21 protein-coding genes and 2 pseudogenes are annotated in these 26,016 nt (G+C 31.8%); 19 read left to right on the top strand and 4 right to left on the bottom strand.

Annotated elements, in window-relative coordinates; genetic code table 11:
• From RWQ73_RS03855 to RWQ73_RS07970, 11 genes and pseudogenes are all read left to right on the top strand, one after another.
• Nucleotides 1-197, top strand: a pseudogene (locus RWQ73_RS03855) (5-methyltetrahydropteroyltriglutamate--homocysteine methyltransferase); the annotation flags it as partial.
• A gap of 472 nt (nucleotides 198-669) precedes the next feature.
• Complete coding sequence (locus RWQ73_RS03850; protein ID WP_314406779.1) at nucleotides 670-2,229, top strand: ABC transporter substrate-binding protein; 1,560 nt, start codon at nucleotides 670-672, stop codon at nucleotides 2,227-2,229.
• A gap of 197 nt (nucleotides 2,230-2,426) precedes the next feature.
• Nucleotides 2,427-3,383, top strand: coding sequence for an ABC transporter permease (locus tag RWQ73_RS03845; protein ID WP_314406778.1), 957 nt, complete (start codon nucleotides 2,427-2,429; stop codon nucleotides 3,381-3,383).
• 1 nt (nucleotide 3,384) lies between these two features.
• Nucleotides 3,385-4,209 (top strand): ABC transporter permease, encoded by an 825-nt coding sequence (locus RWQ73_RS03840; protein ID WP_314406777.1) that lies wholly within the window; start codon nucleotides 3,385-3,387, stop codon nucleotides 4,207-4,209.
• A gap of 1 nt (nucleotide 4,210) precedes the next feature.
• Nucleotides 4,211-5,077: an ABC transporter ATP-binding protein gene (locus RWQ73_RS03835; RefSeq protein WP_314406776.1), complete on the top strand. Its 867-nt coding sequence runs from the start codon at nucleotides 4,211-4,213 to the stop codon at nucleotides 5,075-5,077.
• Nucleotides 5,077-5,970 (top strand): ATP-binding cassette domain-containing protein, encoded by an 894-nt coding sequence (locus RWQ73_RS03830; RefSeq protein WP_314406775.1) that lies wholly within the window; start codon nucleotides 5,077-5,079, stop codon nucleotides 5,968-5,970. The genes RWQ73_RS03835 and RWQ73_RS03830 overlap by 1 nt, the downstream gene beginning before the upstream one ends.
• A 161-nt stretch (nucleotides 5,971-6,131) precedes the next feature.
• On the top strand, nucleotides 6,132-6,623 hold the full coding sequence (gene ybaK, locus RWQ73_RS03825; protein ID WP_314406774.1) for a Cys-tRNA(Pro) deacylase: 492 nt from the start codon (nucleotides 6,132-6,134) through the stop codon (nucleotides 6,621-6,623).
• A 161-nt stretch (nucleotides 6,624-6,784) separates the two neighbouring features.
• A complete protein-coding gene (locus RWQ73_RS03820) occupies nucleotides 6,785-7,153 on the top strand; it encodes a hypothetical protein (RefSeq protein WP_314406773.1) in 369 nt (122 codons plus the stop codon).
• 254 nt (nucleotides 7,154-7,407) lie between these two features.
• Nucleotides 7,408-8,196, top strand: coding sequence for a TatD family hydrolase (locus RWQ73_RS03815; RefSeq protein WP_314406772.1), 789 nt, complete (start codon nucleotides 7,408-7,410; stop codon nucleotides 8,194-8,196).
• Nucleotides 8,197-8,200: 4 nt separating this feature from the next.
• A pseudogene (locus tag RWQ73_RS07975) lies at nucleotides 8,201-8,581 on the top strand (ubiquitin-like domain-containing protein); the annotation flags it as partial.
• A 36-nt stretch (nucleotides 8,582-8,617) separates the two neighbouring features.
• On the top strand, nucleotides 8,618-9,196 hold the full coding sequence (locus RWQ73_RS07970) for a G5 domain-containing protein (RefSeq protein ID WP_399541036.1): 579 nt from the start codon (nucleotides 8,618-8,620) through the stop codon (nucleotides 9,194-9,196).
• 48 nt (nucleotides 9,197-9,244) lie between these two features.
• Here RWQ73_RS07970 and RWQ73_RS03800 read toward each other — a convergent pair whose 3' ends face one another.
• Nucleotides 9,245-10,408, bottom strand: coding sequence for a multidrug effflux MFS transporter (locus tag RWQ73_RS03800; protein WP_314406771.1), 1,164 nt, complete (start codon nucleotides 10,406-10,408; stop codon nucleotides 9,245-9,247).
• 234 nt (nucleotides 10,409-10,642) lie between these two features.
• Nucleotides 10,643-10,903 (bottom strand): transporter, encoded by a 261-nt coding sequence (locus RWQ73_RS03795; RefSeq protein ID WP_314406770.1) that lies wholly within the window; start codon nucleotides 10,901-10,903, stop codon nucleotides 10,643-10,645.
• Between the two features lie 341 nt (nucleotides 10,904-11,244).
• Between RWQ73_RS03795 and RWQ73_RS03790 the strand changes: the two genes are divergently transcribed.
• From RWQ73_RS03790 to RWQ73_RS03780, 3 genes are read left to right on the top strand one after another with little or no spacing between them, the layout of a single operon-like run.
• Nucleotides 11,245-12,045 carry a DUF1444 family protein gene (locus RWQ73_RS03790; RefSeq protein WP_314406769.1) on the top strand — a complete coding sequence of 267 codons (801 nt, stop codon included), beginning with the start codon at nucleotides 11,245-11,247 and terminating at the stop codon, nucleotides 12,043-12,045.
• A 34-nt stretch (nucleotides 12,046-12,079) separates the two neighbouring features.
• Nucleotides 12,080-12,685 carry a YtpR family tRNA-binding protein gene (gene ytpR, locus RWQ73_RS03785; protein WP_314406768.1) on the top strand — a complete coding sequence of 202 codons (606 nt, stop codon included), beginning with the start codon at nucleotides 12,080-12,082 and terminating at the stop codon, nucleotides 12,683-12,685.
• Between the two features lie 23 nt (nucleotides 12,686-12,708).
• Complete coding sequence (locus RWQ73_RS03780) at nucleotides 12,709-15,342, top strand: hypothetical protein (RefSeq protein WP_314406767.1); 2,634 nt, start codon at nucleotides 12,709-12,711, stop codon at nucleotides 15,340-15,342.
• Between the two features lie 62 nt (nucleotides 15,343-15,404).
• Here the strand turns inward: RWQ73_RS03780 and RWQ73_RS03775 are convergent, their stop codons facing one another.
• The gene (locus tag RWQ73_RS03775) at nucleotides 15,405-16,175 is read right to left on the bottom strand and encodes a MurR/RpiR family transcriptional regulator (protein ID WP_314406766.1); all 771 of its coding nucleotides are present in this window, start codon (nucleotides 16,173-16,175) and stop codon (nucleotides 15,405-15,407) included.
• 238 nt (nucleotides 16,176-16,413) lie between these two features.
• Between RWQ73_RS03775 and RWQ73_RS03770 the strand changes: the two genes are divergently transcribed.
• Both RWQ73_RS03770 and RWQ73_RS03765 read left to right on the top strand, forming a co-directional pair.
• Complete coding sequence (locus tag RWQ73_RS03770) at nucleotides 16,414-18,120, top strand: PTS transporter subunit EIIC (protein WP_314406765.1); 1,707 nt, start codon at nucleotides 16,414-16,416, stop codon at nucleotides 18,118-18,120.
• A 4-nt stretch (nucleotides 18,121-18,124) separates the two neighbouring features.
• Entirely contained in the window at nucleotides 18,125-18,883 is a 759-nt protein-coding gene (locus tag RWQ73_RS03765) for a Cof-type HAD-IIB family hydrolase (RefSeq protein ID WP_314406764.1), read from the top strand.
• Nucleotides 18,884-18,925: 42 nt separating this feature from the next.
• Here RWQ73_RS03765 and RWQ73_RS03760 read toward each other — a convergent pair whose 3' ends face one another.
• Nucleotides 18,926-20,359, bottom strand: coding sequence for a folylpolyglutamate synthase/dihydrofolate synthase family protein (locus RWQ73_RS03760; protein WP_314406763.1), 1,434 nt, complete (start codon nucleotides 20,357-20,359; stop codon nucleotides 18,926-18,928).
• 415 nt (nucleotides 20,360-20,774) lie between these two features.
• Between RWQ73_RS03760 and RWQ73_RS03755 the strand changes: the two genes are divergently transcribed.
• The 3 genes from RWQ73_RS03755 to RWQ73_RS03745 all read left to right on the top strand — a co-directional run bounded on the left by RWQ73_RS03755 (nucleotide 20,775) and on the right by RWQ73_RS03745 (nucleotide 26,004).
• The gene (locus tag RWQ73_RS03755) at nucleotides 20,775-22,223 is read left to right on the top strand and encodes an MATE family efflux transporter (protein WP_314406762.1); all 1,449 of its coding nucleotides are present in this window, start codon (nucleotides 20,775-20,777) and stop codon (nucleotides 22,221-22,223) included.
• A gap of 143 nt (nucleotides 22,224-22,366) precedes the next feature.
• Nucleotides 22,367-23,170, top strand: coding sequence for a dihydropteroate synthase (gene folP / locus RWQ73_RS03750; RefSeq protein WP_314406761.1), 804 nt, complete (start codon nucleotides 22,367-22,369; stop codon nucleotides 23,168-23,170).
• A 20-nt stretch (nucleotides 23,171-23,190) separates the two neighbouring features.
• Nucleotides 23,191-26,004 (top strand): DEAD/DEAH box helicase, encoded by a 2,814-nt coding sequence (locus RWQ73_RS03745; RefSeq protein ID WP_314406760.1) that lies wholly within the window; start codon nucleotides 23,191-23,193, stop codon nucleotides 26,002-26,004.
• Nucleotides 26,005-26,016 lie beyond the last annotated feature (12 nt).

Genomic DNA, 26,016 nt, shown 5'->3' with positions numbered 1-26,016 from the left:
ATTTAGAAGATAAAGAAGAAGTAATCGCAAGAATTAAAGAAGCTAGCGAATATGTACCATTAGAAAACATCTACTTAAGTACTCAATGTGGATTTGCTTCTACAGAAGAAGGAAACGTGATTACAGAAGAAGATCAATGGAAAAAAATAGCCCTAATCAAAGAAATCGTAGAAGAAGTTTGGGGTACAGAAGAATAATAATATTTTAGGTGCTTCCCTAAAAGTCTTAAAATTTAACAAAGTTCATATGAGAACTCATAGACGCAGTGGTTTATTGATATCTAAAATAGCTTTATAAAACTTTTTAGATATCTAATGAACTGTGTGGGAGTGACTCGACAAAATCTTGTCTCTACGAAATCCCGATTTTTGAGTTACTCTCAACAAAAGAGTTATATAATTAATGTAAATGACAAAAATAAGCACTTAAATTGACATCTTTATATATAATACAGTAAACTAAACTAGCATTGATTTCATTCGTTCAATGTTAAATAATATCTGGTTTTATTATTCTTATTATGAAATATAGTCTGTTTAATCAATACATGAGTAGCAATGTAAGTCTCTCACTGTCGAATAGGCAAATGTATTTAACCATTATTAAATAGGGGAAACCAAAATATTTTGTAGTTAGAAAATAGGACTTAAAATCAAGGAGGAAAAAAGAATGAAAAAAAACAAATTGTTTATAGGAGCACTAGCGTTAGTAATGAGTGTTGTAACAGCATGTAGTTCAAAAACGCAAAACACAATTACCACTTCTCAAGATAAAGATACTTTCACGTATGCTATTAGTGATGATCCATCATCAACTAACCCAATCAAGGTAAGTGACCGTTGGGGATTAACAATGACTAATATTATCTATTCACCATTAATCAAAGTTAATGGAGATGGTTCAAAAGAATACGCCTTAGCAGAATCTACTGAACTTGCAAAAGATGGTCTTAGCTTAAAAGTTAACTTAAGAAAAGATGTAAAATGGTCTGATGGACAAAAATTCACAGCTGATGACGTAGTTTTCACTTATCAAACAAAAGCTAAAAAAGAAAATGGAAACTTTAAAAACTTATGGATTGGTGACAAACCAATAACTGTTGAGAAAGTAGATGACTACACTGTAGTATTTAAATTCCCAGAACCAAGTGCAGCTGCGGCAAATAACATTGCGAATGAAACTTACATTATTCCAAAACACGTTTATGGAAATGTATCAGATTTCTCAGTTAAAGAATTAAAAGAAACACCAGTAGGAACTGGACCATACAAACTAGTAGAGAACAAACGTGGAGAATATATTAAATTTGAAGCGAATGAAAATTATTATAATGGTAAACCAAAAGTTAAAAATGTAGTACTACGTATTATTAAAAACGCTGATACTACAAAAGTAGCATTACAAAAAGGTGAGGTAGATGCAGCATATGTATTACCTGCTGCAATTAAAGATTTAGATTCTAAAAATATCGATACTTATCCTTATAGTGAAAACCGTATCGGATACTTAGGACTAAACACAAATACAGATGAATTAAAAGATGTTAAAGTTAGACAAGCTATTTTATACGCATTAAACAAAGAAGATATGAATAAAGCAGCTTACTTAGACAGTAAATACTACCAAAATCCTTATTCATTCTTACCACCGAAAAATCCATTCAATACTGATGATGTAGAGAAATATACTCAAAATATTGAAAAAGCAAAATCACTATTAAAAGAAGCTGGAGTTTCTAACTTGAAACTTAACCTAGGATATGCAAGTAACGATGCTGCAAATACTATCCAAGCAACATTCATTCAACAACAATTACAAGCAGTAGGAATTAATGTTGAGCTTCGTGGTGGAGATGAAACAGCTATCTTCACAGAGTTAAGAAAAGTTGGTTCTAAAGCTTACAACCTATTCTTAGGTGGATATATCATGGGTAATGATCCTGATTTATACTCTAAGCTATTTGGATCAAATGGTACTTCAAATTACTTCCAATTCAGAAGTGAAAAAATTGATGGATTATTCAAACAAGGTGCAGCTGAATTAGATGAAACTAAACGTAAAGAAGTGTACAAAAACCTTCAACAAGAAATTGCTAACCAAGCATACCTATACCCAATCGTAGATAACCAAAAAATCTTAGCGGTTAACAAACGTGTTGGAAATGTTAATGATGCTAAGTTAGTACCAATCTACACATTTGATGATTTATCAAAAATTACTCTTAAATAGTAATAAATAGTAGAAAATAAAATATAGTATGAGGGGGAGTACGATAAAATCCTATTTAATAATAAGATTTTATAGTATCTCCCTCGCTTTGTTAGTTTTAAGGGGAACGTTTATTTATAATTTATAACAAAAATATTTATGATAAATTATAAATTAATCTCATAAAAATATAGTAATTAGAATTTAAAGGAGATTGTATGATTCGATATATTTTGAAACGTATATTACAAGCAGTACCATTACTTTTAGTAATATCGTTTATAGTATTTACTTTAATACATTTAGCACCATATGATGCTATTGATGCACAGATAACATCGAATATGTCACAAGAAGAAATTAATATTCTTCGTGAACAAAGTGGGCTTAATAAACCATTCTTAATTCAGTATGTTGATTGGTTAGGGCAAATATTAAGCGGGAACTTCGGGCACTCACTAGTAACTCACAATAGTGTAGGAGAAGAAATCCTAGCGAAAATACCTAATACAATATCATTAGTATTACCAGCCTACATAACAGCACTAATAATCGCAATAGTACTTGGATTACTAGCTGCTGCAAACAAAGGTAAATGGCAAGATAAATTCATTGATGCTGTAGCTTCATTAGGAATAGCTACTCCATCATTTTGGATAGCGATGATATTTATTTATGTTTTAGGATATCAATTAAACTTATTCCCAATAATAGGGATGCACACAATAGGTAAAGAAGGCGATTTTGGTGATTTCTTATCACACTTTATTATGCCTTATCTAACTTTAACAATCGTATTCTTCGCAGAACTTACACGTTATGTGAGGTCTTCAGCTTTAAGTCAAACAAATGAAGAATATGTGGTAGTTCAACAAGCTTTTCAAGCGACAAAAACTCAAATTTTTACAAGACACATTATTAAAAATGTGTTAATACCGGTAATTACTCAAGTGGGTATGTCACTACCAATGTTAGTAACTGGAGCGATCATTACAGAAACAGTATTTAGTTGGCCAGGAATTGGACCATATATTACACAAGCAACTAGTGCATTAGATTATCCTATTATAATGGCAGTAATGTTACTTTCAGCTACACTAGTAATAGTAGGTAATTTAATTTCAGATATACTTTACTCTATAGTAGATCCTAGAATTAGAAGAGGAGGTAAATAAGATGAAAAGATTTATTAAAATAGCTAAAAGTTCAAAAATTTATATTTTTTCACTTATTTTTATAGCGATATTAGTGTTCGTTTCATTAATAGCACCTTTACTTCCTATTGATCCAGCGGCTACTGACGTAGCAAATCTATCTCAATCGCCGAGTTTACAACATTTATTCGGAACTGATGAGGTAGGACGTGATTACTTTATTCGTGTAATCTATGGAGGTCGTATTTCTCTTATAGTAGGATTACTGGCGATGGTGACTGCCGTAACGATTGGAACGATAGTAGGTCTTATCGCAGGTTATGTTGGTGGAGTTGTTGATACTTTACTTATGCGTTTAGTCGATGTATTATCATCTATTCCATGGCTAGTGTTAGTAATTGTACTTAGTGTGTTTTTAAAACCAGGAATTGGCTCGATTATTATAGTAATAGGATGTTTTTCATGGATGCGTCTAGCGAGATTAGTTCGAGCAGAGACTCTATCAGCAAAAGAATATGACTATGTGGTTTATAGTAGATTTAGTGGTGTTAAAACTATCAATATCTTAAAGAAACATATTATTCCAGCAATAATACCAACTCTAGTAGTAGCAGCAAGTGCTTCAATAGCTAATGCAATAATGACAGAAGCGGCACTTAGTTTCTTAGGACTTGGCATTCAGCAGCCTATGACCTCTTGGGGAACACTTCTACAAAATGCACAACAAAGTCTACAACGTGCTCCTCATATGGCAATTATCCCTGGATTATTTGTAATGTTAACAATTTATTCATTTAATAATATTGGTAACCTACTTACAAAATATATTCAAAAGGAGGAGCAGTAGTATGACAAACATAGTAGAATTAAAAAATTTAACGGTTAATTATAAACCTAATAAAGAAGTAGATAAAGAGCTAATACACGGTATTGATATTAATTTTAGAAAAGGTCATATCACAGGAGTTGTAGGCGAATCAGGAAGTGGTAAAAGTATCTTGATGCGTAGTATAATGTCTATTCTTCCTAACAATATTTTTGATAAAAATGATAAGTTTATCTTTGATGGAAAAGAAGTTAAAAAGGATGAAAAATTACCGATTTCTATGATTTTCCAAAACCCTATGACTTCACTAGATCCAGTTAGAACTATTGGTTTCCACTTAATAGAAGTAATAGAAAGATTTCAAAATAAATCTAAAGAAGATGCGAAAAAACTAGCTATAGAGCAACTTGAAAAAGTAGGTATTCTTAATGCGCCTCTAAGAATGGAACAATATCCACATGAATTATCTGGTGGTATGCGTCAAAGAATATTAATAGCTATGGCGCTACTTGCTAATCCTAAGTTATTGGTAGCGGATGAACCTACAACTGCTCTAGACGTTACGGTTCAAGCACAGATTTTATCTCTTATTAAGAAATTACAAAAAGAAACAGAACTTAGTGTAGCACTAGTCAGCCACGATTTTGGTGTAATAGCTGGAATGTGTGACTATGTGTATATTATGTATAGAGGTAGAGTTGTTGAAAAAGGAAATGTTGAAGAAATCTTTAACAATGCACAACACCCATATACAAAACAACTTCTTGCAGCGGCAAGATTAGAAAACACTAATAAAGAACTTCTGACTGTTGATTATAAGGAAGATGGCAAACACTATACTTGGCAAAAACTTAGCGATACTCATGAGTATCTGAAAGAGGTGGAGTAATGAGTAAAGAGTATTTAAAACTTAAAAATGTACGAAAAGTATATAAATCTAAAGGAATGGACAAAGAAGTCAAAGAAACTATAGCTGTTAATGACATTAGTTTAGATATTTATAAAGCAGAGACTTTAGCTGTAGTAGGTGAATCTGGAAGTGGAAAGACTACCCTAGGTAAAGGGATTTTAAATATAGATCCATTCATATCAGGGGATGTTTTTGTAGAAGGTAATGAGAAATCTTTAACAAAAATGTCAAAAAAAGAACTTGCAGAAGTTTATAGCAAGATGCAAATTATTTTTCAAGACCCATATTCATCATTAAATCCACGAATGAGTGCTTTAGATATAGTTATGGAAGCTTTACACAAAGAGGATAAAGAAACTGCGAAGAAAAAGGCGTTAGAAATTTTAGAGTTTGTTGGGATTTCTAACGAGGATGCGCTAAAATTATCAAATGCTTTTAGTGGAGGGCAACGACAACGTATCGGTATTGCTCGTGCAGTTGTAACGAGACCAGATTTCATTTTGTGTGATGAACCGACTTCTGCTTTAGATGCTTCAACACAAGCACAGGTAATTAATTTATTAAAAGATTTACAAGAAAAATTCTCTCTAACATATCTTTTCATTTCACATAACTTAGGTGTAGTAGAGTATATCGCAGATAGAATAGCTGTAATGTATAGAGGAAATCTAGTAGAGCTAGGAACAACAGAACAGATTATGAAAAATCCACAGCACATTTATACAAAACGTCTTCTAAGTTCTATGCCGATAATTGATCCTGTAAGAGCTAGAAAGATGTTCGAAGAATTTGAAGTTAGTGCAGAGGAAATAGTAATAACTGGCATAGAAAAATTCGAAGAAGTTGAAGAAGGGCACTTTGTGTTAAAATAATAATTTGAATGCCAATTTCAAAGATTAGAAAGAAAGTCAATCTTTTGAAGTTGGTATTTTGCAAAAATATTTAAAACAGATTTTGACAGCAAGCAAAGTTTGGAGTAAAATATTAGTTATAATTTATAACTAATGAAGAAGTTAAATAATGAGGTACAAATATGAGTAAGAAAAAAGAATTAAAAACTAATGCTATGCGATTTTTAGATGAAAATGGTGTAGAGTACAATCACTTTGAATTTGATGCAGAAAGTGATGCTGCGAAGACTGGTGTGGGAGTAGCCGATATTATCGGGCGCGATCATAATCAAGTTTTTAAAACAATTATGACTACAGATGGTAAAGGAAATTACGTTGTTGGAGTACTTATGAGTGAAGATAGCATAAACTTTAAGAAACTTGCTAAAGCAGCAGGTGTGAAAAGTTTATCAATGCTACCGCTTAAAGACTTAACAAAAATTACAGGATATGTAAAAGGTGGATGCTCACCTTTTGCAATGAAAAAACTATTTCCTACTTTTATAGATGAGAAATGCCGTGAAGTTGAAACGATTATTATCTCTGCAGGTAAAGTAGGTCACCAAGTAGAAGTAAAACCAGAAGTACTTGAACAGCTAATTGGTGCTCAAGTAGTAGACTTTAAAGCTGAATAATATAAGTAGTACGACTTTAGATAATGATTTGCTCTCAAAAAATTAGAGCAGATTCATATTTAAAGTCGTTTTTTATAAAAACAATCTTGAAAAGGCTTGCGTCGTTTTTTTAAAAAAGAGTATAATATTATTAAAAAAAGTAGATAGGGAGGTCAATACTTATGAAAAAAAGTATTAAAATAGGAGCAATGAGTTTATTATTAGTGCTACTTCCAGGAAGCTTAGGAATTGGTACAGTTTATTCTTCATCAGGTGGAAATACTAATGTGAATGAAGAAAATACAACATATCAAGATAATAATGTTGTAACGGATAAAAGTACAATTGTGAATAATTCTGAGAATACTGTAGAAAAGATTTCTAAAAGTATTCCTTATGACTATCCTGTAGGTTCAGCATACCCAACAAGTGTAAATTATAGTCAATTTTATGATGGAAATGGTTGGGTTTCAGGTACATTATACTTCAGTGATATATACCCAATAGGGAATGGAAAAGTACGTGTTTGGTATCATGGAGAATTAAATTAAGTATAATAAACTTATTTTACAGAGGTGTCTTAGAGCGTTTAAATGCTCTAAGACATTTTCTTTTTTTGGATAACTCCTTAAAAAATAATAAATTATTGTTGGAAAAAGACAATAATTCTCCCTAAATCTTTATGAAAACGTATAAAGTAACAATTTTTATGTTAATTGAAAAAGTATTGTAACATAATTGAAATACTTTAGATATTCTAATGAAACGTTGTTTTGATATAATCATTACAGTAAGGAGGCGTGGTATGTTATTTGATACACATGCGCATCTAAATGATGATGCTTATTTAGAAGACTTAGAAGAAACCATTGCTCGTGCAAAAGAAGCGGGAGTAAAATTAATAAATATAGTTGGTTTCGATGATAAAAGTATAGAAAAAGCACTGGAAATCACAGCTAAATATGACTTTTTATATTTAACAGTCGGTTGGCACCCAGTTGAAGCAATAGATTTCACTGATGAAAAATACGAAATGATTAAGAATATTGCTTTAACAAATGATAAAGTGGTAGCAATTGGAGAGATCGGATTGGATTATCATTGGGATAAAAGTCCAAAAGATGTTCAAAAAGAAGTATTTAGAAGACAAATTCAACTAGCAAAAGAAGTAAACAAACCAATTGTAATTCACACACGTGATGCAATGGCAGATACGATACAAATACTTCAAGAAGAAAAAGCTAGTGAGATAGGTGGAATAATGCATAGTTTCTCAGGTTCAGTTGAGAGTATGAATATTATGCTAAAAGAGAACTTTTATATTTCATTAGGTGGCCCAGTAACGTTTAAAAATGCTAAAACACCAAAAGAAGTAGCAAAAGCTTGTCCACTAGATAAGTTGTTAATTGAGACAGATTGTCCATATTTAACACCAACACCATATAGAGGTAAGAGAAATGAACCAGCATATGTGCATTATGTAGCACAGGAAATTGCAGATTTAAAAGAAATGTCATATGAACAACTAACAAAACAAACATTTAACAATGCATGTACGTTGTTCGGATTAGAAGAAAAAAAGGAGATTGATTAATAGAATGAAATTAGGTAGAATTATAGCCGCAGCGGCAACGTCGGGATTATTATTATCAGGAGCTTTCGTAGTAGCGGAAGAATATACAGGGCACAATGTTTTTGCCGTTAATTTAGATAATAGCAGTAAAATTGAGCTTAAAACTAAAAAAGGAACAGTAAGAGAAATTCTTATTGCTAACGATATTCCTTTTGGAGCAGATGATAGAGTAGAACCAGGTTTAGATACAAAAGTTAACGGTGGAGAAACTATTAACATCTATAAAGCACACGAAGTAACAATCGTTGATGGAGATACAACTACGGTAAGAAAAACTACTTACAGAAAAGTTGAAGATATCTTAAAAGAATTAAATATTACTTTAGGAGAAAAAGATCAAGTTACACCTGGATTAAATAGTGAGGTAGCAACAGTTGATACAATCAAAATTTTAAGAACTGGAAAAACTACTGAAACTAAAAAAGAAGTAATCAAATTTGAAACAAAAGAAGAAAAAGATGATTCTAAATATGTAGATGAAAAAGTTACAAAAGTTGAAGGTAAAAACGGTGAAAAAGAAGTTACTTACAATGTTGTAAGAGAAAATGGTAAAGAAGTATCTAGAGAAGTTGCTTCTGAAAAAGTAATTACAGAAGCTACAGCTAAAGTAGTGGTTGTTGGTACTAAACAACGTCCAGCAGCTGAACAATCATACGCAGCACCGGCTCAATCATATTCAGCACCAGGTGGTTCACTTGTGTTAGCTAATGGGAACACAGCAGGAGCGGATGGAGTAGCAGCAGCTCAAGAGATGGCTCGTCGTACTGGAGTGCCAGCGTCAACTTGGGAACACATCATCGCTCGTGAATCAAATGGTCAAGTAGGAGCTAGAAATGCTTCAGGAGCTAGTGGGTTATTCCAAACTATGCCAGGATGGGGATCTACAGCAACAGTTCAAGATCAAATCGAAGCGGCAACTCGTGCTTACAATGCACAAGGGTTATCTGCTTGGGGAATGTAATAAATAAGTAAAAGAAGACGATTAATCGTCTTCTTTATTTTTTTATATTTATATTTTCTTTTCAACTAGTTTGAATGTTACGAATGATATAGCTGAGCAAAATACTATTGATATAGCACTAGAGTGGAAGATGTTTCCAATTCCTACTAATGGAGAAACGACTCCACCTAAGAAGAATGGTACAAATCCAAAGAAAGCCGAGGCACTTCCAGCACGCTCACGCTCTAGACTCATAGCGATAGCAGAACCAGCAGGTAAAATAAATCCTAATCCTAGTAAAAGAAGGAAGAATCCTACTTCAATAAATAGGAAAGGTAATGTAAGTGTTAGTGCCACTGCAAGGTAGATGCTAACTAGTAACATGAGTGATAAACCTAGTTTGATACTAACTTTCTCTTTGAAATTACTAGTGCTCTTACTTCCTAAAACTATAGTAAAACCGTTTAGACCAAAGCATAAGCTGTACATTAATGGAGTTAAGTTATAGTGAGTTTGTAAGATGAATGGCGATGCTGCAATATATGCGAACATAGCAGCTAAGGCAAATCCTTGAATAATAACAAGAGCAAAGAATAGTCTATTTTTTGCAACGTGTACAATTGAATAATATGTCTTAGTTATTGGAAGGTCTAAGCGTTTTTCAACGGCTAAAGATTCATTGAATTTGAAGCTTACAGCTAATAAAATCACACCGATTAGAGCAAGTGTAACGAAAATTCCTCTCCAGTCTGTAAGTTGTAGTAATAAACTTCCTAGAATAGGAGAAAGAATAGGCGCTAAGCCATTAACAGCCATTAGTAATGCAAAGAAAGCGGCTAATTCACGTCCATTATATAAATCTGTAGAAATAGCACGAGAAATAACTACAGCTCCTGCAGAAGATACACCTTGTATAAATCGTAATACTATTATTGCATATACATTGGGGAAAATGATAATAGCGATAGTACTTAGTAAGTAAACTATTAAGCTGATTATTAATGGATTTTTACGACCATATTTATCACTAATAGGTCCGATAAGTAATTGTCCTAATGCAAGTCCGACCATACTACCTGTTAGCGTAAGTTGAATGGTAGAAGTACTAGCATTAAAAAACTCACTCATATAAGGTAATGCAGGTAAATATAAATCTGTAACAAAAGGCCCGAAAGCCGATAAAGTTCCTAAGAATAGTACTAGAAACAATTTAGAATTTCTTTTTAATGTCATGTTGACTCCTTTCGATTATTTAAGCAATATTAACAGATTATAGCATAAAAAAAATTTTTTCGTAAGTTTTTTTGTCTAGTTTTTTGGAAAAAAAGTTTATGTGTAATTTTCAGTTTTCATTTTTATAAGTAAAAGTTGTATTCCACAAAATTTTTAAAGAAAGATGAAGTCTGAGATGTTTACAGAAAATAACAAAAGTACTTAAATAATCTCAAGTGATTGATTTAAGTACTTTTATTTTACATCGAAATCGACTGAGTCGATATTTACGATTAATTTATTTTTTATAAACCAAATTAATGATAATACATAAACTGTATATGTAAAAAATAAAAAGCTAGAAAAAAGAGTAATCTTAGAGTTTTTTAATAGTAAAAAATTTATTAAGATAATTACTATATAAGCAATAAAAGCAACTACTAATCTTAGAGTATTTTTTTTAATCCAGTTATTGTATTTTGTTTGTAATTCGGCTCTTTTTATTTCTATATCCATAAAAAATCCTCCGAAGGGGGCAGATCCAAAAAATCTGAATTTTAACAAAGTATATATGAGAACTCATAGACGCAGTGGTTTATTGATATCTAAATATGCTTTAGAAAAGCTTTTTATATATCTAATAAACTGTGCGGGGGTGACTCGATAAAATCTTGTTTCTTTGAAATCACGATTTTTGAGTCACTCCCATTATAACAAAATAATAGTAAAGGTGCAATAAAATATATATACTGTAAAAAAGTGAATAATATTTGTATATATTGCTTAATTGTGTTGATTGAGTGCGAATAAATATGGTATAATTAAGTTGCCATATTATACACAAAATAGGAGGCAATATGTCTTATTCAAGAGATTATATATTTGAAAAAATAATAGAAAAACTACCCACTTTAAAAATCCATGAGAGGAAAGAAAAAGAAAACAGTGTTTTTATTTTAGAATATGAAAATCGCCGTGCTAAGATTGATATAGATAGTTTTGTGAGGAAGCTAGGAGATAAGAAAACTAGTAAAAGTGACAAGAAGATAGAGGAATTTGTTTACTACATAGTAGGAAACTTTAATGCACAAAAAAAACTTTCTATAGACGATGTAACTGAGGATGAATTATTGGAGAATATTTATCCAGTAGTGCGAGCAAGTAGTTTTAACAAAGATAATGAGAAAAATCTTGTTAGCTTTGATCATACAAATGAAACTAGAATTTATTTAGCTTATGATTTTAAAGATGGCTATAAATTACTAGATGGTAGTTTTCTTAGTAGATTTTCTAAAACGGAAGAAGAATTTTTAGATTTTGCTAAAGGTAATCTAGAAAAACTACCACTTAAGTATAATATGGATGAAGTTGCAGGAAATAAGTTTTATTTCCTAAATGCAAAAGATGGCTATGATGGGGCGAGAATATTCGATAAGAATGCCTTAAATTACTTTTATGATAAAATAGGTGGTTCATTCTACGTAGGTTTACCTCATCAAGATACATTGATAATTGCAGATGTGCAGAATAAACAAGGTTTAGAAATTTTGCAGAAGATGATGGTACATTTCTTTACAGAAGGTCTTGTACCAATAACGACAATAACGTTTAAATACGATGGAAAAGAACTAGAGAGTTATTTTATTTTTGTAGAATAACTTTAAAATTAAAATTATTATAGGAGAGAGATTTATGTTATTTTTTTACAACAAGAAAATGTTAGGAGAAACATTATTAATTACTATTCAGAGTAAAGAAGAGGTAACATACGAAGATAAGAAGAATATTACACTAATTAAAGATGAAAATGGTGCTTTAGTAGGTTTAAATATTTTCAATGTTGAGAATTTAAAATTAGATGGAGAAGGTAGTATCGATTTAACGGAAGAACAAAAAGAAATTCTTCAAAAACGTTTAGAGAAGAATGGGATTAAAATTGACCTAGAAGGTAATAATGATGAGTTCTTTGTAGTTGGGGAAGTTCTAAGTTGTGAAAAACACCCTGATGCTGATAAGTTAAAAGTAACAGAAGTAAAAGTTAGTGAAGAAGAGACCTTACAAATTGTATGTGGTGCTCCAAATGTAGAAGCAGGACAAAAAGTTGTTGTAGCACTAAGTGGCGCTATGATGCCGAGTGGTTTATTAATTAAAAAATCAAAACTGCGCGGGGTTGAATCAAATGGAATGCTTTGTTCAAAACGAGAGCTAGGGTTACCGCAAGAAGAAGCAAGAGGTATTTTAGTATTAGAAGCAGATACTAAAGTAGGAACTCGTGTGAAAGATTTGAATCTTAAATAGAATCTAACTAGGAGGTGTGAAATATGGTTAATTGGAAAAAATGGTTCTTAGAAGAAGATGAAGATGAAGTATTCGAAGAAAACACAGCTAAAAAAGAGGAAAAAGAGAAAAAAGATGAATTAGCTGAACGTAGGGAAAAAAGAGCTGAAAATAGAAAAAGAGAAAGAGTTTATTATGAAGATGAAGAAGATTTTGAAATAGATTTTAGTTCTAATAGAAATAGGAAATCATTTGATGATGAATTATCTCCAGAGTTTAGCGAAAACTACGAAAAAACTACAAAAAAATTAGATGACTATGAAGAAGTTGATTTAGATGACTTTGAAATCGATGATTATGAAGATGAAGATTTTGAAGAAGAGTTCAAAAAAGATAGAAAACCTAAAAAAGAAAATGGATTTATGTCTAAAATAAAAGGATTATTTGCTTCAAATAAACAAGATGAAGAGTTCTTAGACGAAGAAGATGATGAGGCTGAGGACTACAAAACATATCTAGAACGTCAAAAACGTGAGCAGAAAGAAAGAGCTAAGCAAGAAGAAAAAGAGAAATCTAGAGTAGTTAAAGAAAGATATAAAGATGAATCTGATTATGAAGACGATTCTGAATATGAAGAAGACTATGAAGAAGAAAGTAAGAAAAAAGTAGGCTTCTTCTCTAGGCTTAAAGATAAATTATTTAATGTCAGTGATGATGAAATAGACCAAGAGGAATTGGATGCAGTCTTAGATGATTTCGAAGAAGAATTAGAAAATGAAAAAGATCTTACTAAGAAAAAATCTGAAATAACAGATAAAAAACTAAGTAAGCAATCTGATGATGAACTAGAAATTGTGTTTGAAGAAGAACAAAAAGTAACTCCTAAATATGAAGAAATCGATATTACAGAATATGAAGAAAAAGAAGAAGTTGTACCGACAGGTAAGGTTACAGACTTGGGAGATGCTTTGAAAAAACTTGGTGTAAGTGGTACTGAAATGCGCGATGTGGATATTTTTGATGAGAATCCATCAAGAAGAGCGCATCCAACATTAGCTGCGGTTAGAACTAAGAGACTAAAACAAGATCATAAGATAGATGTTTTGGGAGACAGTGTAGTACTTGGTAAGGATAGTAGTGAATTAAAAGAAGAAGTAGCAAGTTCATTTAAAGGACAAGTTCAAGAGGACGTAGTAGTTCAAGATGAAAGAGTTACTAAAAATAAAGATGCACGAAAAGAATTCGAAGAAAACTTTAATACACTTGAAAGAAGAAGCGATAAGATAGAAAAAGATAATCCTTTATACGCTAAGAAAAACGACAAACTAGATGGAATTTTTGATGAAATTCGTGAGAAAGAAAGTAAAACTCATAAACAAGAAATACCAGAACTAGAAGTTAGAGAATTAGATGCTGAAGGAAGTCGTCGAGAGAAATTAAAATACACTTCTGTGGACGATGTACTAGAAGGTTCTGAAGATTTATTTGAAGATGATATTGATAGAGTGAGTAAAAAACTTGTAGGTGAAAGATTTGAAGAAGGTCAAGAAGTTACTGAGGATGTAGAAAACTTTAGAAAAGGTTTATACGAAGGTAAAAAATCAGATGAATCTCAAGAAAAGACAGCACTTGATGAGCTAATAGAATCAGCAAATGTAGATGTTTCACCGAAGAAAGAAGAAACTTTACCTGAAATCGAAGAGTTAAATGAAAATCTAGAAGATTTAAGAAAAGATAAACAAGAAGAAGTTTATGTTGATTTAGTAGAAGAAGCTGCTAAAATTGAAGACATCGAAATCGAGGATTATGAAAAGATTAAAGAAATCAAAAAAGATAGATTATCAGGATATAGTGACTATAATCTAGATGAAGAAGAAATCGAAGAATTAGAAGAGAAAAATTATTTAGACGAAACAACAGATTCTGTAGATATCGATAGTTTATTAAGGGAAGTTTCACCTAATAATAAAGTTATCAAAGCTTCTAATGATGTTGATAAATTTACTGATGAAAAAGTTGTTCCAAAAGAAGTTGCCCAAATGAGAGTAGAAGGAAGTGCAACTCCTAAGAAAGATGTCAAAGAAGAGGAAGTAGAGCGCGGAATAGAATATACAGAAAAACTATATACTAATGATGTTTTTGAATACTTTGATAAAGGGAATGGTTCTAAATTAGGTGAATACAAAACTGTTGATTATGGTTATCGACCTGTAAGTAAAGAAAAAATCGAAAATAATCAAAAAATACTTAATGCTATTTTTGAAAAATATTCTTCAGCAGGATTGTCTACAGCTACAAGATCAGTAACGGGACAAATGATGAACTCAAATACAATAACACCAAAACCTCGTAGTGTTGGTAAGTTTAAACCTTCACCTGTTTATTCTTCTGTATATGGTTCAGCATCTAGAAATGTAGCTTCTGATACAAATAAGCAAGTAGGGATTTCAACAACGGGACTTTCAATTAATACCCCTGAGAAAAAATCTGAAACGCAGATAAAAAAATCAGAACCTAAAGTAGAAGAAAAAAAGGTTTTAAGTTCTAAAAATGATGCTAGTATAGAAAAAGATAATGCGAATATCTATAAAGAAATAGCTGCTCAAGAGGAAACAGTTTGGAATATAGGAACAGCAAAAAGAGTTCCAAAAAATAAAGTGAAAAATAAGAAAAACTAGTTAGACATATGTCAAACAGGGAGTGACTCAAAATGACAATTTTTGAGTCACTCCCTTAGTTATTAGTCAATTACATATTGACCAGGGCTTATTGTATTAACTATAGTCTCAAAAAGTATAATACCAACTACATTAAGCATAAGACGAGAACGAATTTTCTTCCTATTTTTTGGAGCATCATAGACTTTTATTAAATGGTCACTCATTTTAGCTAGAGGGCTGTTTGTAAGGCTCGTAATAGATAGGATTGTAGTGCCGCTTTGCTTTGCTTCTAGAATACAATCATTAATAACATCAGTATTACCACTAAGAGAAAACACTAAAATCACATCATCTTTTGTACAGATGTCAGGAATTCTTTTAATAGAATAGTGCTCGAAATAATCGTTTGCCCATAAGTTTATAAGTTTAAGCTTTCTATTAAAGTCACTCATAACCATATAACTAGAACCGCTACCTAGACAAAAAATACGGCGTGCGTTGATTATTTTTTCGGCAAAAATATCAAAGTCATCTTGGTTAAGAATTGACATTGTTCTAGAAAATTCAACACTTAGCTGTTCTTTTAGAGTGATAAAAGTAGATGAAGTAGAGTGATTACTATTTTTAGCTAGTTCTTTACTAATTTTCAGATCGTATTTTAGATCGATAAAAGTATTGTAACCTAGTTTTTTGCAAGCGCGAATTACGGTAGAAGAAGAAACGAGAACAGCCTGCTTAATTTCTTTTAAAGTGATATGTTCAATATTTTCTTGTTTCATAAGATAATCGATGGCTTGTTGTTCAGAGATAGATAGTTTATCATAATTGTCTTTTAGATTGTCAAAAAACATAATTTGCCTCCGAGAGTAAAATTTATTAATGAATTTCCTTTTCTTTACTCAGTATTATGTATCATAACATAAAAATCTAGAAAATAAAAGCTATTTTATCAATGGTTTACATAGTCTAGTAAAATTTTACTAAAATAGTAATAAATTACAAATGAAGGAACTTTTAGGCAAAATAGGAAAAATCGTTTTCAAATCTGATATAATATGGCTATACAAAATTATAAAAGGAGAAAAGGTAATGGCAAAGAAAAAAAATAAATTCGTCTCTGCTTTTGAGCAATTCGGACGTTCGTTCTTATTACCAGTATCTGTACTTCCTGGTGCAGGTATTATTAAAGGGATCGGGACAGCCTTCAGTAATTCAAACACACTAAAAATGTTCCCAGCGTTAAAAAATGACATTATTCAATTTATTATGAAATTCCTAATCGTATTAGGGGATACAGCATTCAACAACTTACCAATTATATTTGCGGTTGGGGTAGCTGTAGGTTTAGCAAAACGTGAAAAAGGTTCTGCTGCACTTTCTGGTTTACTAGGATTCATCGTATTACACTACGTACTTAACTTCCTATTAGTACAAAGTCACAAATTAGTAGACACTAGTAAATTATCAAGTAACGAAGCAAAATTAGCATTATCAAATGCCATGCAGACAAAAGTACTTGGTATTCAAACAATGGACCTTAGTGTATTCGGAGGTATCATTGTAGGTATTGTTGTATACTTCGTCCATAAGTGGGCTGTTAAAGTTCAATTACCAACAGTTATTGGATTCTTCAGTGGACCACGTTTCGTACCTATCGCAACTATCGTAATCATGTCAGCAGTTGCTACTGGATTATTCTTCGTATGGCCTCCAGTACAAAAAGGTATCAGTGTATTATCAATCTTCATCCTTAAGTCAGGACCTATTGGAACGTTCCTATATGGTTTAGTAGAGAGAGCATTATTACCATTCGGTCTTCACCATGGTTTAAACTGGCCAGTTCGTACAACAGAACTAGGTGGAGCTTGGGAAATTGGTGGACAACGTGTAGTTGGTACAATCAACGCTTACTTAGCATCATTAGCTGATCCAAACGTACAACACGTAGATCCAAGTATAACAAGATTTAACGGTGGTAAATTCGTTTACTTTATGTTCGGTCTTTCTGGTGCAGCTTATGCAATGTACAAAACAGCTGACGAGAAAAAACGTAAAGTTGTAGGATCATTATTATTCGCAGCTGCAGGTACTTCATTCTTAACAGGTATCACAGAACCAATCGAATTTACATTCTTATTCGTAGCACCTATTCTTTATGTAGTACACGCATTCTTAGCTGGTTCAGCATTATTCGTAATGCACATGTTAGGAGCTGGGGTAGCTACTCCAACTGGACACGGATTTATTAACTGGGTAATCTACGGAGTACTTCAAGGTCCTAAAACAGCTTGGTGGTTAGTACCAATCGTTGGTGTAGTTTACTTCTTTATCTACTACATCGTATTCAGATTTATGATTGTTAAATTCGATCTTAAAACTCCTGGTCGTGAAGACGGAGATGATGTTAAATTATCTAATAAAAACGAAGCTCGTGCTAAACTTGGTGTAGAAATCGCTACAATTGGTAAAGAAGAAGCACCAAAATCAGTTGACGTAGCTGCTGGCGATGATGAAGTAATGGAAACAGTACAAAAAACACCAGAAGGTATTAGAAAACAAGCTACTGAGTTAATTAAAGCGCACGGTGGTCCAGATAACATCGAAGCGGTAGATGCTTGTATTACTCGTTTAAGAATTAATGTAAAAGATAAAAGTGTAGTTGATCAAGAACGTATTACAACAAAACTTGGAGCTATGGGATTTGCGGAGAGTGATATGCAAATGCAATCAATCTACGGTTCTCATGCCAATGTATTAAAAATGGAAATCCAAGACATGCTTGGTATGGAGGAATAATTTCATGAAGAATTTGTTTGTTACAGACTTAGACGGAACATTTGTAAAAAATTCAGTGTTCGTTGAAAAAGAAGATTTAAAAGCGTATCATGATGCTAAAAATTACGGGGATTTCTCAGTTGCGACTGGGCGTTCTGTTGAAGAAATCAAATACATTGCCGAAGGTAATGATATGGATGTTACACACATGATAGGGTTTAACGGAGCGGTCGTAACAAGACAAGATGAAGTTCTTTTTGAAAAACATATTCCTACTAAAGATTTAACTGGAATATTCGAATATCTAAAGGAAAGCAAATTAATATTTGATGCTTTAGATGGAAAACAACGTATCGGTAATTTTGATCATGAGAAAAAAGATAGATTGTGGAACATGGAACTCATTTGTGTTGAAAATCCTTTTGAACTGTTAAAAGGAAAAACAATCTATAAAATAAATGTAAGACCAACAAAAGAACAATTAGATTATCATTACGATATAATGAAAGAAAAATTTCCAGAAGTAGAGATTTATAAATCAGGTTCAACACGTATGGAGATCACAGCAAAAAATATTTCTAAAGCAAGTGGTATAGAAACTATTAAGTCAGGATATGATAGGGTAATAGCTTTAGGAGATTCGGGAAATGACGTGGATATGTTTAAAGTAGCTGACATCTCATACTGTATGAACCGTGCGCCACAAGAAGTAAAAGATCAGGCTACACATGTAGTAGAAGATTTTGCAGCGGCGATAAAACATTTTGTAGAAAACTATGAATAGAAAAATAAAGAACCGGCAGAGATGCTGGTTCTTTTTATGTATTTAATATTTCTCTAATATTTCACCTCTTACTCCTGAGATAAGATAAAGTGAACCTGTAATTAGAAGAATTTCATCGTCCTTCAGAGTTGGAATAATATTGTTTAAAGCAACCTCGTAATTATCGTATTTAGTAACATGAGTATCACCAAAACTTTGAACTAGATTATCAAGATTTGATTCTTTAATTTCGATTGGAACTTTTGTTGCTGAGAATTCAGCAGGGATTGTTTTTAATTTTTCAATCATATCTTTATAATCTTTGTCTTCCAGAATACCAAGTAGAATCTTTAGTTTAGGGAATTTTTGTTTATTTAGGTATGCTACTAGACTATCAATACCATCATTGTTGTGCGCGCCATCTAGAAGGATATTTTCACGAATCCATTCTAAACGTCCTACCCAAACTGATTTACTTAGAGCTTCTTTTATAACCTCATCTTCTATATCAATAATATTGCGTTTTTTCAGGTTAGATAATGCTTCTAAAGCTAAAGATGCGTTAAAAGCTTGGTGAGCTCCGACCATTTTAGTAGAATAATCTATACCTTTATATGAAAATTCATTGCCTTTAGCTTCAACTTTATTCACAACAATATCTTTTTCATTTAGGATATTTAAGTTAGCATCTTTCTCCTGACAGATGTCTTTTATTACATTTACAACACCTTCACAAGCAGGGTAAATTAGAACATTATCATTTTCTTGAATAATTCCACCTTTTTCATAAGAAATTTTTTCAAGAGTATCGCCAAGAATCGCAGTGTGATCTAGACCGATTTTTGTAATAATAGATAATACTTTCTCTTTAAAAATATTTGTTCCGTCATACCTTCCACCAAGACCAACTTCCATAATTACGAAGTCTGTTTTTTGATTTCTAAAGTATAATAAAGCTACACCAGTGATGATTTCGAAGAATGACAGTTTATCACTAGGATCTGGATTATTTTTGTCGTAAGTTTCTTGAACTAGTTTGAATAAACGATAAGCTTCTTTGTACGAAATAAAATCATCATTAACACGAATTCTATCGTTAAAACTCAGCATACCAGGGCTTGTGTATAATCCAACTTTATACTTAGTTTTTAAGACATCCTTTAAATAAGAACAAGTAGATCCTTTACCATTAGTTCCAGCAACATGAATTACCTTAAGGTCTTTTTCAGGATGATCGAAGAGTTCAAGAATATGTTCCATTCTATGAAGACCAAGTTTCATACCAGTACGTTCTATTTTATACGATGAAGTAATAAGAAGTTCTTCACAAACACACTCAATTGCATAGTTCACAATTTCATCTTCATCTAAAGTCAAAAGTTTTTCAGCAAGTTGTTCTAAACTTAACTGACTGAAAAGTTCTAATATGTTATTTTTATCTTCTAAATTATTTTCTTTTAAATATTTCTCAAATTTTATTTTACAATTCAAATTCATAAATAAACACCAACATTTCTAATAATATACACTTAATTTTATAATGATAAAGATGAATTGTAAAGGATATAATTTTGGGGATTTGTTGAAGGGATTTAAGTTAAAGCTAAAAATCACGATTTCTTAAGAAAAAAGATTTTATCGAGTTCCCCTTGCACAGTTTATTAGATATCTAAAAGCTTTTATAAAGCGAATTTAGATATCAATAAACCACTACGTCTATGAGTTTTTATATGAACTTTGTTAAATTTTAGGACTTTTGGGGCAACCCTGGTTATATTGATTAGTAGATTTGAAATTAACTATGAAAAATAATAACTTTAGTTTCATTTTAACTATAGTTTTAAGTTTACATAAGGTTTGGGTTATAAAATATAAACATACCAAAACTTAATAATATTTTTTTTCATAATATATGGGACTGATTATTTTATCAGTCCCTTTCTCCATTTTCAGAATAGTTTTCAAGTTATTCCTTGAATCTTTAATTCAAAGTGCTATAATATTATTTATGAAAAAAACATCAGTAAATTTATTAGAAGGTCCGATATTACGGGTGATGATTGCTTTTGCGATACCGGTTATGATAGCAAATATTTTTCAGCAACTCTATAATACGGTGGATATTATGATTGTTGGTAGATTCCTTGGAGAAGAATCCCTTGCTGCTGTTGGAGCTACTGCTGCGATATTTGAGCTTGTAGTTGGTTTTGCATTAGGTACAGGAAATGGTATGGGTATAGTTATTGCCCGTTATTATGGTGCAGGAAACTATGAAAAGTTAAAGAGTGCTGTAGCTGCTATGTTTGTAATAGGAGGGGTATTGAGTATTGTGATTGCCGTATTAGGTAATTTTGCTTTATATCCATTATTGAAATTACTTGGGACACCAAGTAATATTATTGCTCAGTCTTATGAGTATATTTATCTTATAGTAGTATTTGTAGGTGTTACTCTTGCGTATAATTTATTTGCGGGACTACTTCGAGCAGTAGGAGATAGTAAGGCTGCATTATATTTTTTAATTTTTTCAGCAATTGTTAATACTGTATTAGACATATATTTTATTGCATACTTACATATGGGTGTGCGCTCGGCTGGGGTAGCAACAATTATTTCACAAGGAGTGTCTGCTGTATTGTGTTTTATTTATATTCGTAAAAAAACTCCGTTTTTAATCCCATCTAAAAAACATTTTACATGGAATAAAAAACTTTATGCTGATCTATTGGGCCAAGGTATTTCTATGGGGCTTATGTTTTCTGTTGTTTCGATTGGAACTTTAATTTTGCAAACTTCGATTAATGCCTTAGGTTCAACGATTATCAGTGCCCAGACAAGTGCTAGAAGAATAATGATATTTGCACTTCTTCCAATAATAGCTATGAATGCGACTGTAACAACCTTCACATCTCAGAATTTTGGTGCGAGACAATATAGACGTATTGTTGAAGGTCTTAGACAAGCGATGACTATTGCGATTACTTGGTCAATTTTTATTAGTATTGTATTATTTTTTGCTAGTCCATATTTAAATGAACTTGTCACTGGAAGCAATGATGAAGAATTAATTTATCAAGCTTCATTATATCTAAAAATTAGTTCAGCATTTTATCCGGTATTAAGTGTATTAGTAATACTAAGAAATGCCTTGCAAGGTTTAGGGCAAAAGATGATGCCACTTATTTCGAGTATTATCGAAATGCTTGGGAAAATATTCTTTGTGATATTTATAATACCAAGTACAGGATACCTAGGTGTAATACTCGTAGAACCCATTCTATGGTGCATAATGGCTGTTCAATTGTACTATGCATTTAGAAAAGAACCAGTTATTCGTTCGTTGAAGAAACAGAGTGAATAGAAAGTTAGGAGCAGTACTCAATTAATAATTTAGAGAAGTAATTCTAAAATCACGATTTTTGAGTCACTTCCTTTTTTACTGCAAACACCAAAGTCACGTGATATAATAGTAAGGTATGCAAAATAAAACGATAAGGTGATAGAATGAATAAATTAAAAAAATTATTAAATGAAAAAAAATATTTAATTATGGGGATATTGAACTTTACTCCGGATTCTTTTTCGGATGGGGGAGATTTCTACGATGTGGAAGCTGCGATTGAAGGTGTTCGTAAGATGGTATCTGAAGGTGCGGATATTATTGATATCGGTGCGGAATCGACTCGTCCAGGTTCGACTGTAGTTAGTGAGGAAGACGAACTTGCTAGACTGAAAAGCGTATTTCCAACTTTAAGAAAAACATTCCCTGATGTATGTTTTAGTGTTGATACATATAAGCCTAATGTAGCTAAATATATGATTGAAGCTGGTGTTGATGTGCTAAATGATGTGAATGGAGCTAAAGGGAGCACTATGGCTGATGTTGCTGCTAAGTATGATATTCCAATCTTCATCATGCACAATGGTGGTGTAGAAGAAGGTCGTGAGATTGAACAAGTTGTACGCGAACTAGGTGAAAGTGTTGATATTTGTCTAAATGCAGGTGTGAAGAAAGAAAATATTATTGTCGATCCTGGAATGGGATTCGGTAAAACTGCAGAAGCTAACCTAGAAATTACACGAAAACTAGAGTTACTTAATTCATTAGGTTGTGAAATCTTATATGCGGTAAGTAGAAAGAGAACAACAGATTATGTACTTGGTGGTAATAGTAATCCGAAAGATAGAGATATAGTAAGTGCTACTTTATCATTAGAAGCGGTGAAACGAGGAGCTAGAATGGTTCGTGTTCATAATGTAAAAGTTATGAAAGAAGCCTTAATAACATATGAAATAATTAATGGCTAATCTAACAGAAGGAGGTTAAAATGAAGAATACATTTGTTTATAATAATCATTTAGAAGCGAAGAAAGTTCTTAGTACGCTTGAGAGTGAATTAGAAATATGCGATGAATTTATTTTCAGCGTGGCGTTTATTTCTGAAAGTGGTTTAACTAGTTTACTTCAAACTTTGAAGAATTTAGAAGAGAAGAATATCCGTGGGAAAATTTTAACGACGAATTATTTATATTTTAATACTCCTAAGGTGTTAGAGAAATTGTCTACTTTTAAAAATATATCTCTAAAAATTTATGACTGTATAGAAAATAAACATGGCTTTCACACTAAAGGTTATTTATTTAGACGCGGTGATTCATGGAAAGTGCTGATGGGAAGTTCGAACTTAACGAGTGCTGCACTGACTATAAATAAAGAATGGAATACCTTTATTGAAGGGGATAGGATTTTAGTTGATAATGTCTTATATGAGTTTAATAGCTTATGGATGAAATCTAAGCCTTATTTTGAAATAAAAGATAAATATGTTGAAGAATTCGCTACTAATAAGATTGAAACTATTACTAAGAAAATTATTTCCGAGGAAATTAAACCGAATAAGATGCAAAGGAGTTTTATAGAAAATTTTGAAAAACTACGTAATCAAGATAACAAGGGGCTTCTTATTTCCGCGACAGGAACTGGTAAGACATTTGCGGCTGCTTTTGCGATGAAGAGTATAGGTGCTAAGAGATTGTTGTTTATAGTCCATAGAGAACAGATTGCTCGTCAGGCGCTGGAGACATTTAAGACTATTTTTGGAACTAGTCGTAGCTATGGTCTTCTTACAGGTAAAGAGAAAAATATAGAAGCCGATTTTATTTTTTCTACTGTTCAAACTATATCTAAAGAAGATGTTTTTAAGAGTTTTAACGAGACTCATTTTGAAGAAATTATAATAGATGAGGTGCATAGGGCAGGAGCTGACAGTTATCTTAGATTGATGGATTATTTCAAACCGACATTTTATCTAGGGATGACGGCAAGTCCGGATAGAACGGATAGTTTTAATATTTATGAATTATTTAACAATAATATTGTTTATGAAGTTCGTTTAAAAGAAGCGATGGAAAATTCATTATTATGTCCGTTTCATTATTTCGGGATTAGTGATCTAGAAGTTGATGGTAAGGTTATTGACGAACTGAGCGAGTTTTCAAATCTAGTGTCTAATGAACGCGTTGAGCATATTATAAGTAAGATCGATTATTATGGTTATTCAGGAGATAGGGTAAAGGGTCTAGTTTTCTGTTCGTCAAAACAAGAAGCTAAGGTACTGAGTGAAGAGTTTAACGCACGTGGTTATAATACTACTAGCTTAACGGGTGAAGACAGTCAGGAGCGCCGTGAACAGGAGATTGCTAAGTTAGTTGCGAATGATGGAGAACAGTTAGATTATATTTTTACTGTAGATATTTTCAATGAAGGTGTAGATATTCCTGAGGTTAATCAGGTAATTATGTTAAGACCTACTCAAAGTTCTATTATCTTTATTCAACAGCTAGGTCGAGGCTTAAGAAAATCTGCAGATAAGGAGTTTGTCGTAATAATAGATTTTATCGCCAATTATAAAAACAACTTTTTAATCCCAGTGGCTCTATCTGGAGACAATAGTTATGACAAAGATACTGTAAGAAAGTTTTTATCTCAAGGGACTAGGTATATTCCGGGGATGTCGACTATTCATTTTGATGAAATCTCTAAACAGCGAATTTATAGCGCGATAGACAATGTGAAGTTAAATACGTGGTTATTTGTTACTGATGAATATAATAAGCTAAAAAATAAACTAGGAAGAATACCTACGTATTCAGACTTTGAGAACTATGATGCCATAGATGTTAGAAAGATTTTCGAGGTAGCTGGAAGTTATTATTCATTCTTATCTAAGAAGGAAAAACAGTTTGAATATAGTGGAAAACTGACAAAGACTTCAGAGAATATGTTGAATTTTGTCTCTACTAATTTAATCTTGAGTAAAAAGATAGAAGAACTTATAATTTTACGTTTGTTATTAGATGAGAAGAAGCATGATATTCTTACAGAGTTTGAAGAAATTATGTTGAAAGATTATAATAAATTTATTGCAGATTATGAGCTGGATGTTAGTAGAAAGATACTTACTAATAATTTTGTAACTAGCAGTGTTACTAAGAAGAAGTTTCATGATTGTATATTTTTAGATGAGAATGCATCAGAGATAAAAGCGTCTAAAGAATTTGAAGAACAGTTACAATCAGAGATTTTTAGGGAATTATTACTAGATTTGGTAGACTATGGAATATATAGATATAATAAATATTACAAAGATAATTTATACAAAGATACTAATTTTGTATTGTATGAAAAATATAGTTTTGAGGATATTTGCAAATTATTCTCATGGGGAATTAACTACGTACCACTAGCTATAGGTGGTTATAAGTACGATGAAAGAACAAAGACTTTACCAGTGTTTATTAATTACGACATTGATGAAAATTCATTTAACCGTGATTACACACATGGATTTTTACCGGATAATGGTTTTACTTCGATGTCGAAGCCTAGAAGGAATTTAGAATCAAAAGAGTGCGATTATTTCTATAATAATGAAACGAAAATCTATCTATTTATGAGAAAAAATAAAGATGATAAAGATGGAGCACGAATTTTTTATTTCCTAGGTGAGATGAAGACGACAGGAAAGCCTAAATTAGTAGCTAGAGAAAGAAGCGGAGATACAGTAATTCAATTCTTCTATAAAATACAGACTCCAATTCGTGAAGATATGTACGAATATTTCACGAGGGATAGGATATAAAATAGAGAGTAA

This window comes from uncultured Gemella sp., from assembly GCF_963525875.1.
Classification (GTDB): Bacteria; Bacillota; Bacilli; order Staphylococcales; family Gemellaceae; genus Gemella.
This window is presented reverse-complemented; position numbering and strand designations above follow the sequence as displayed.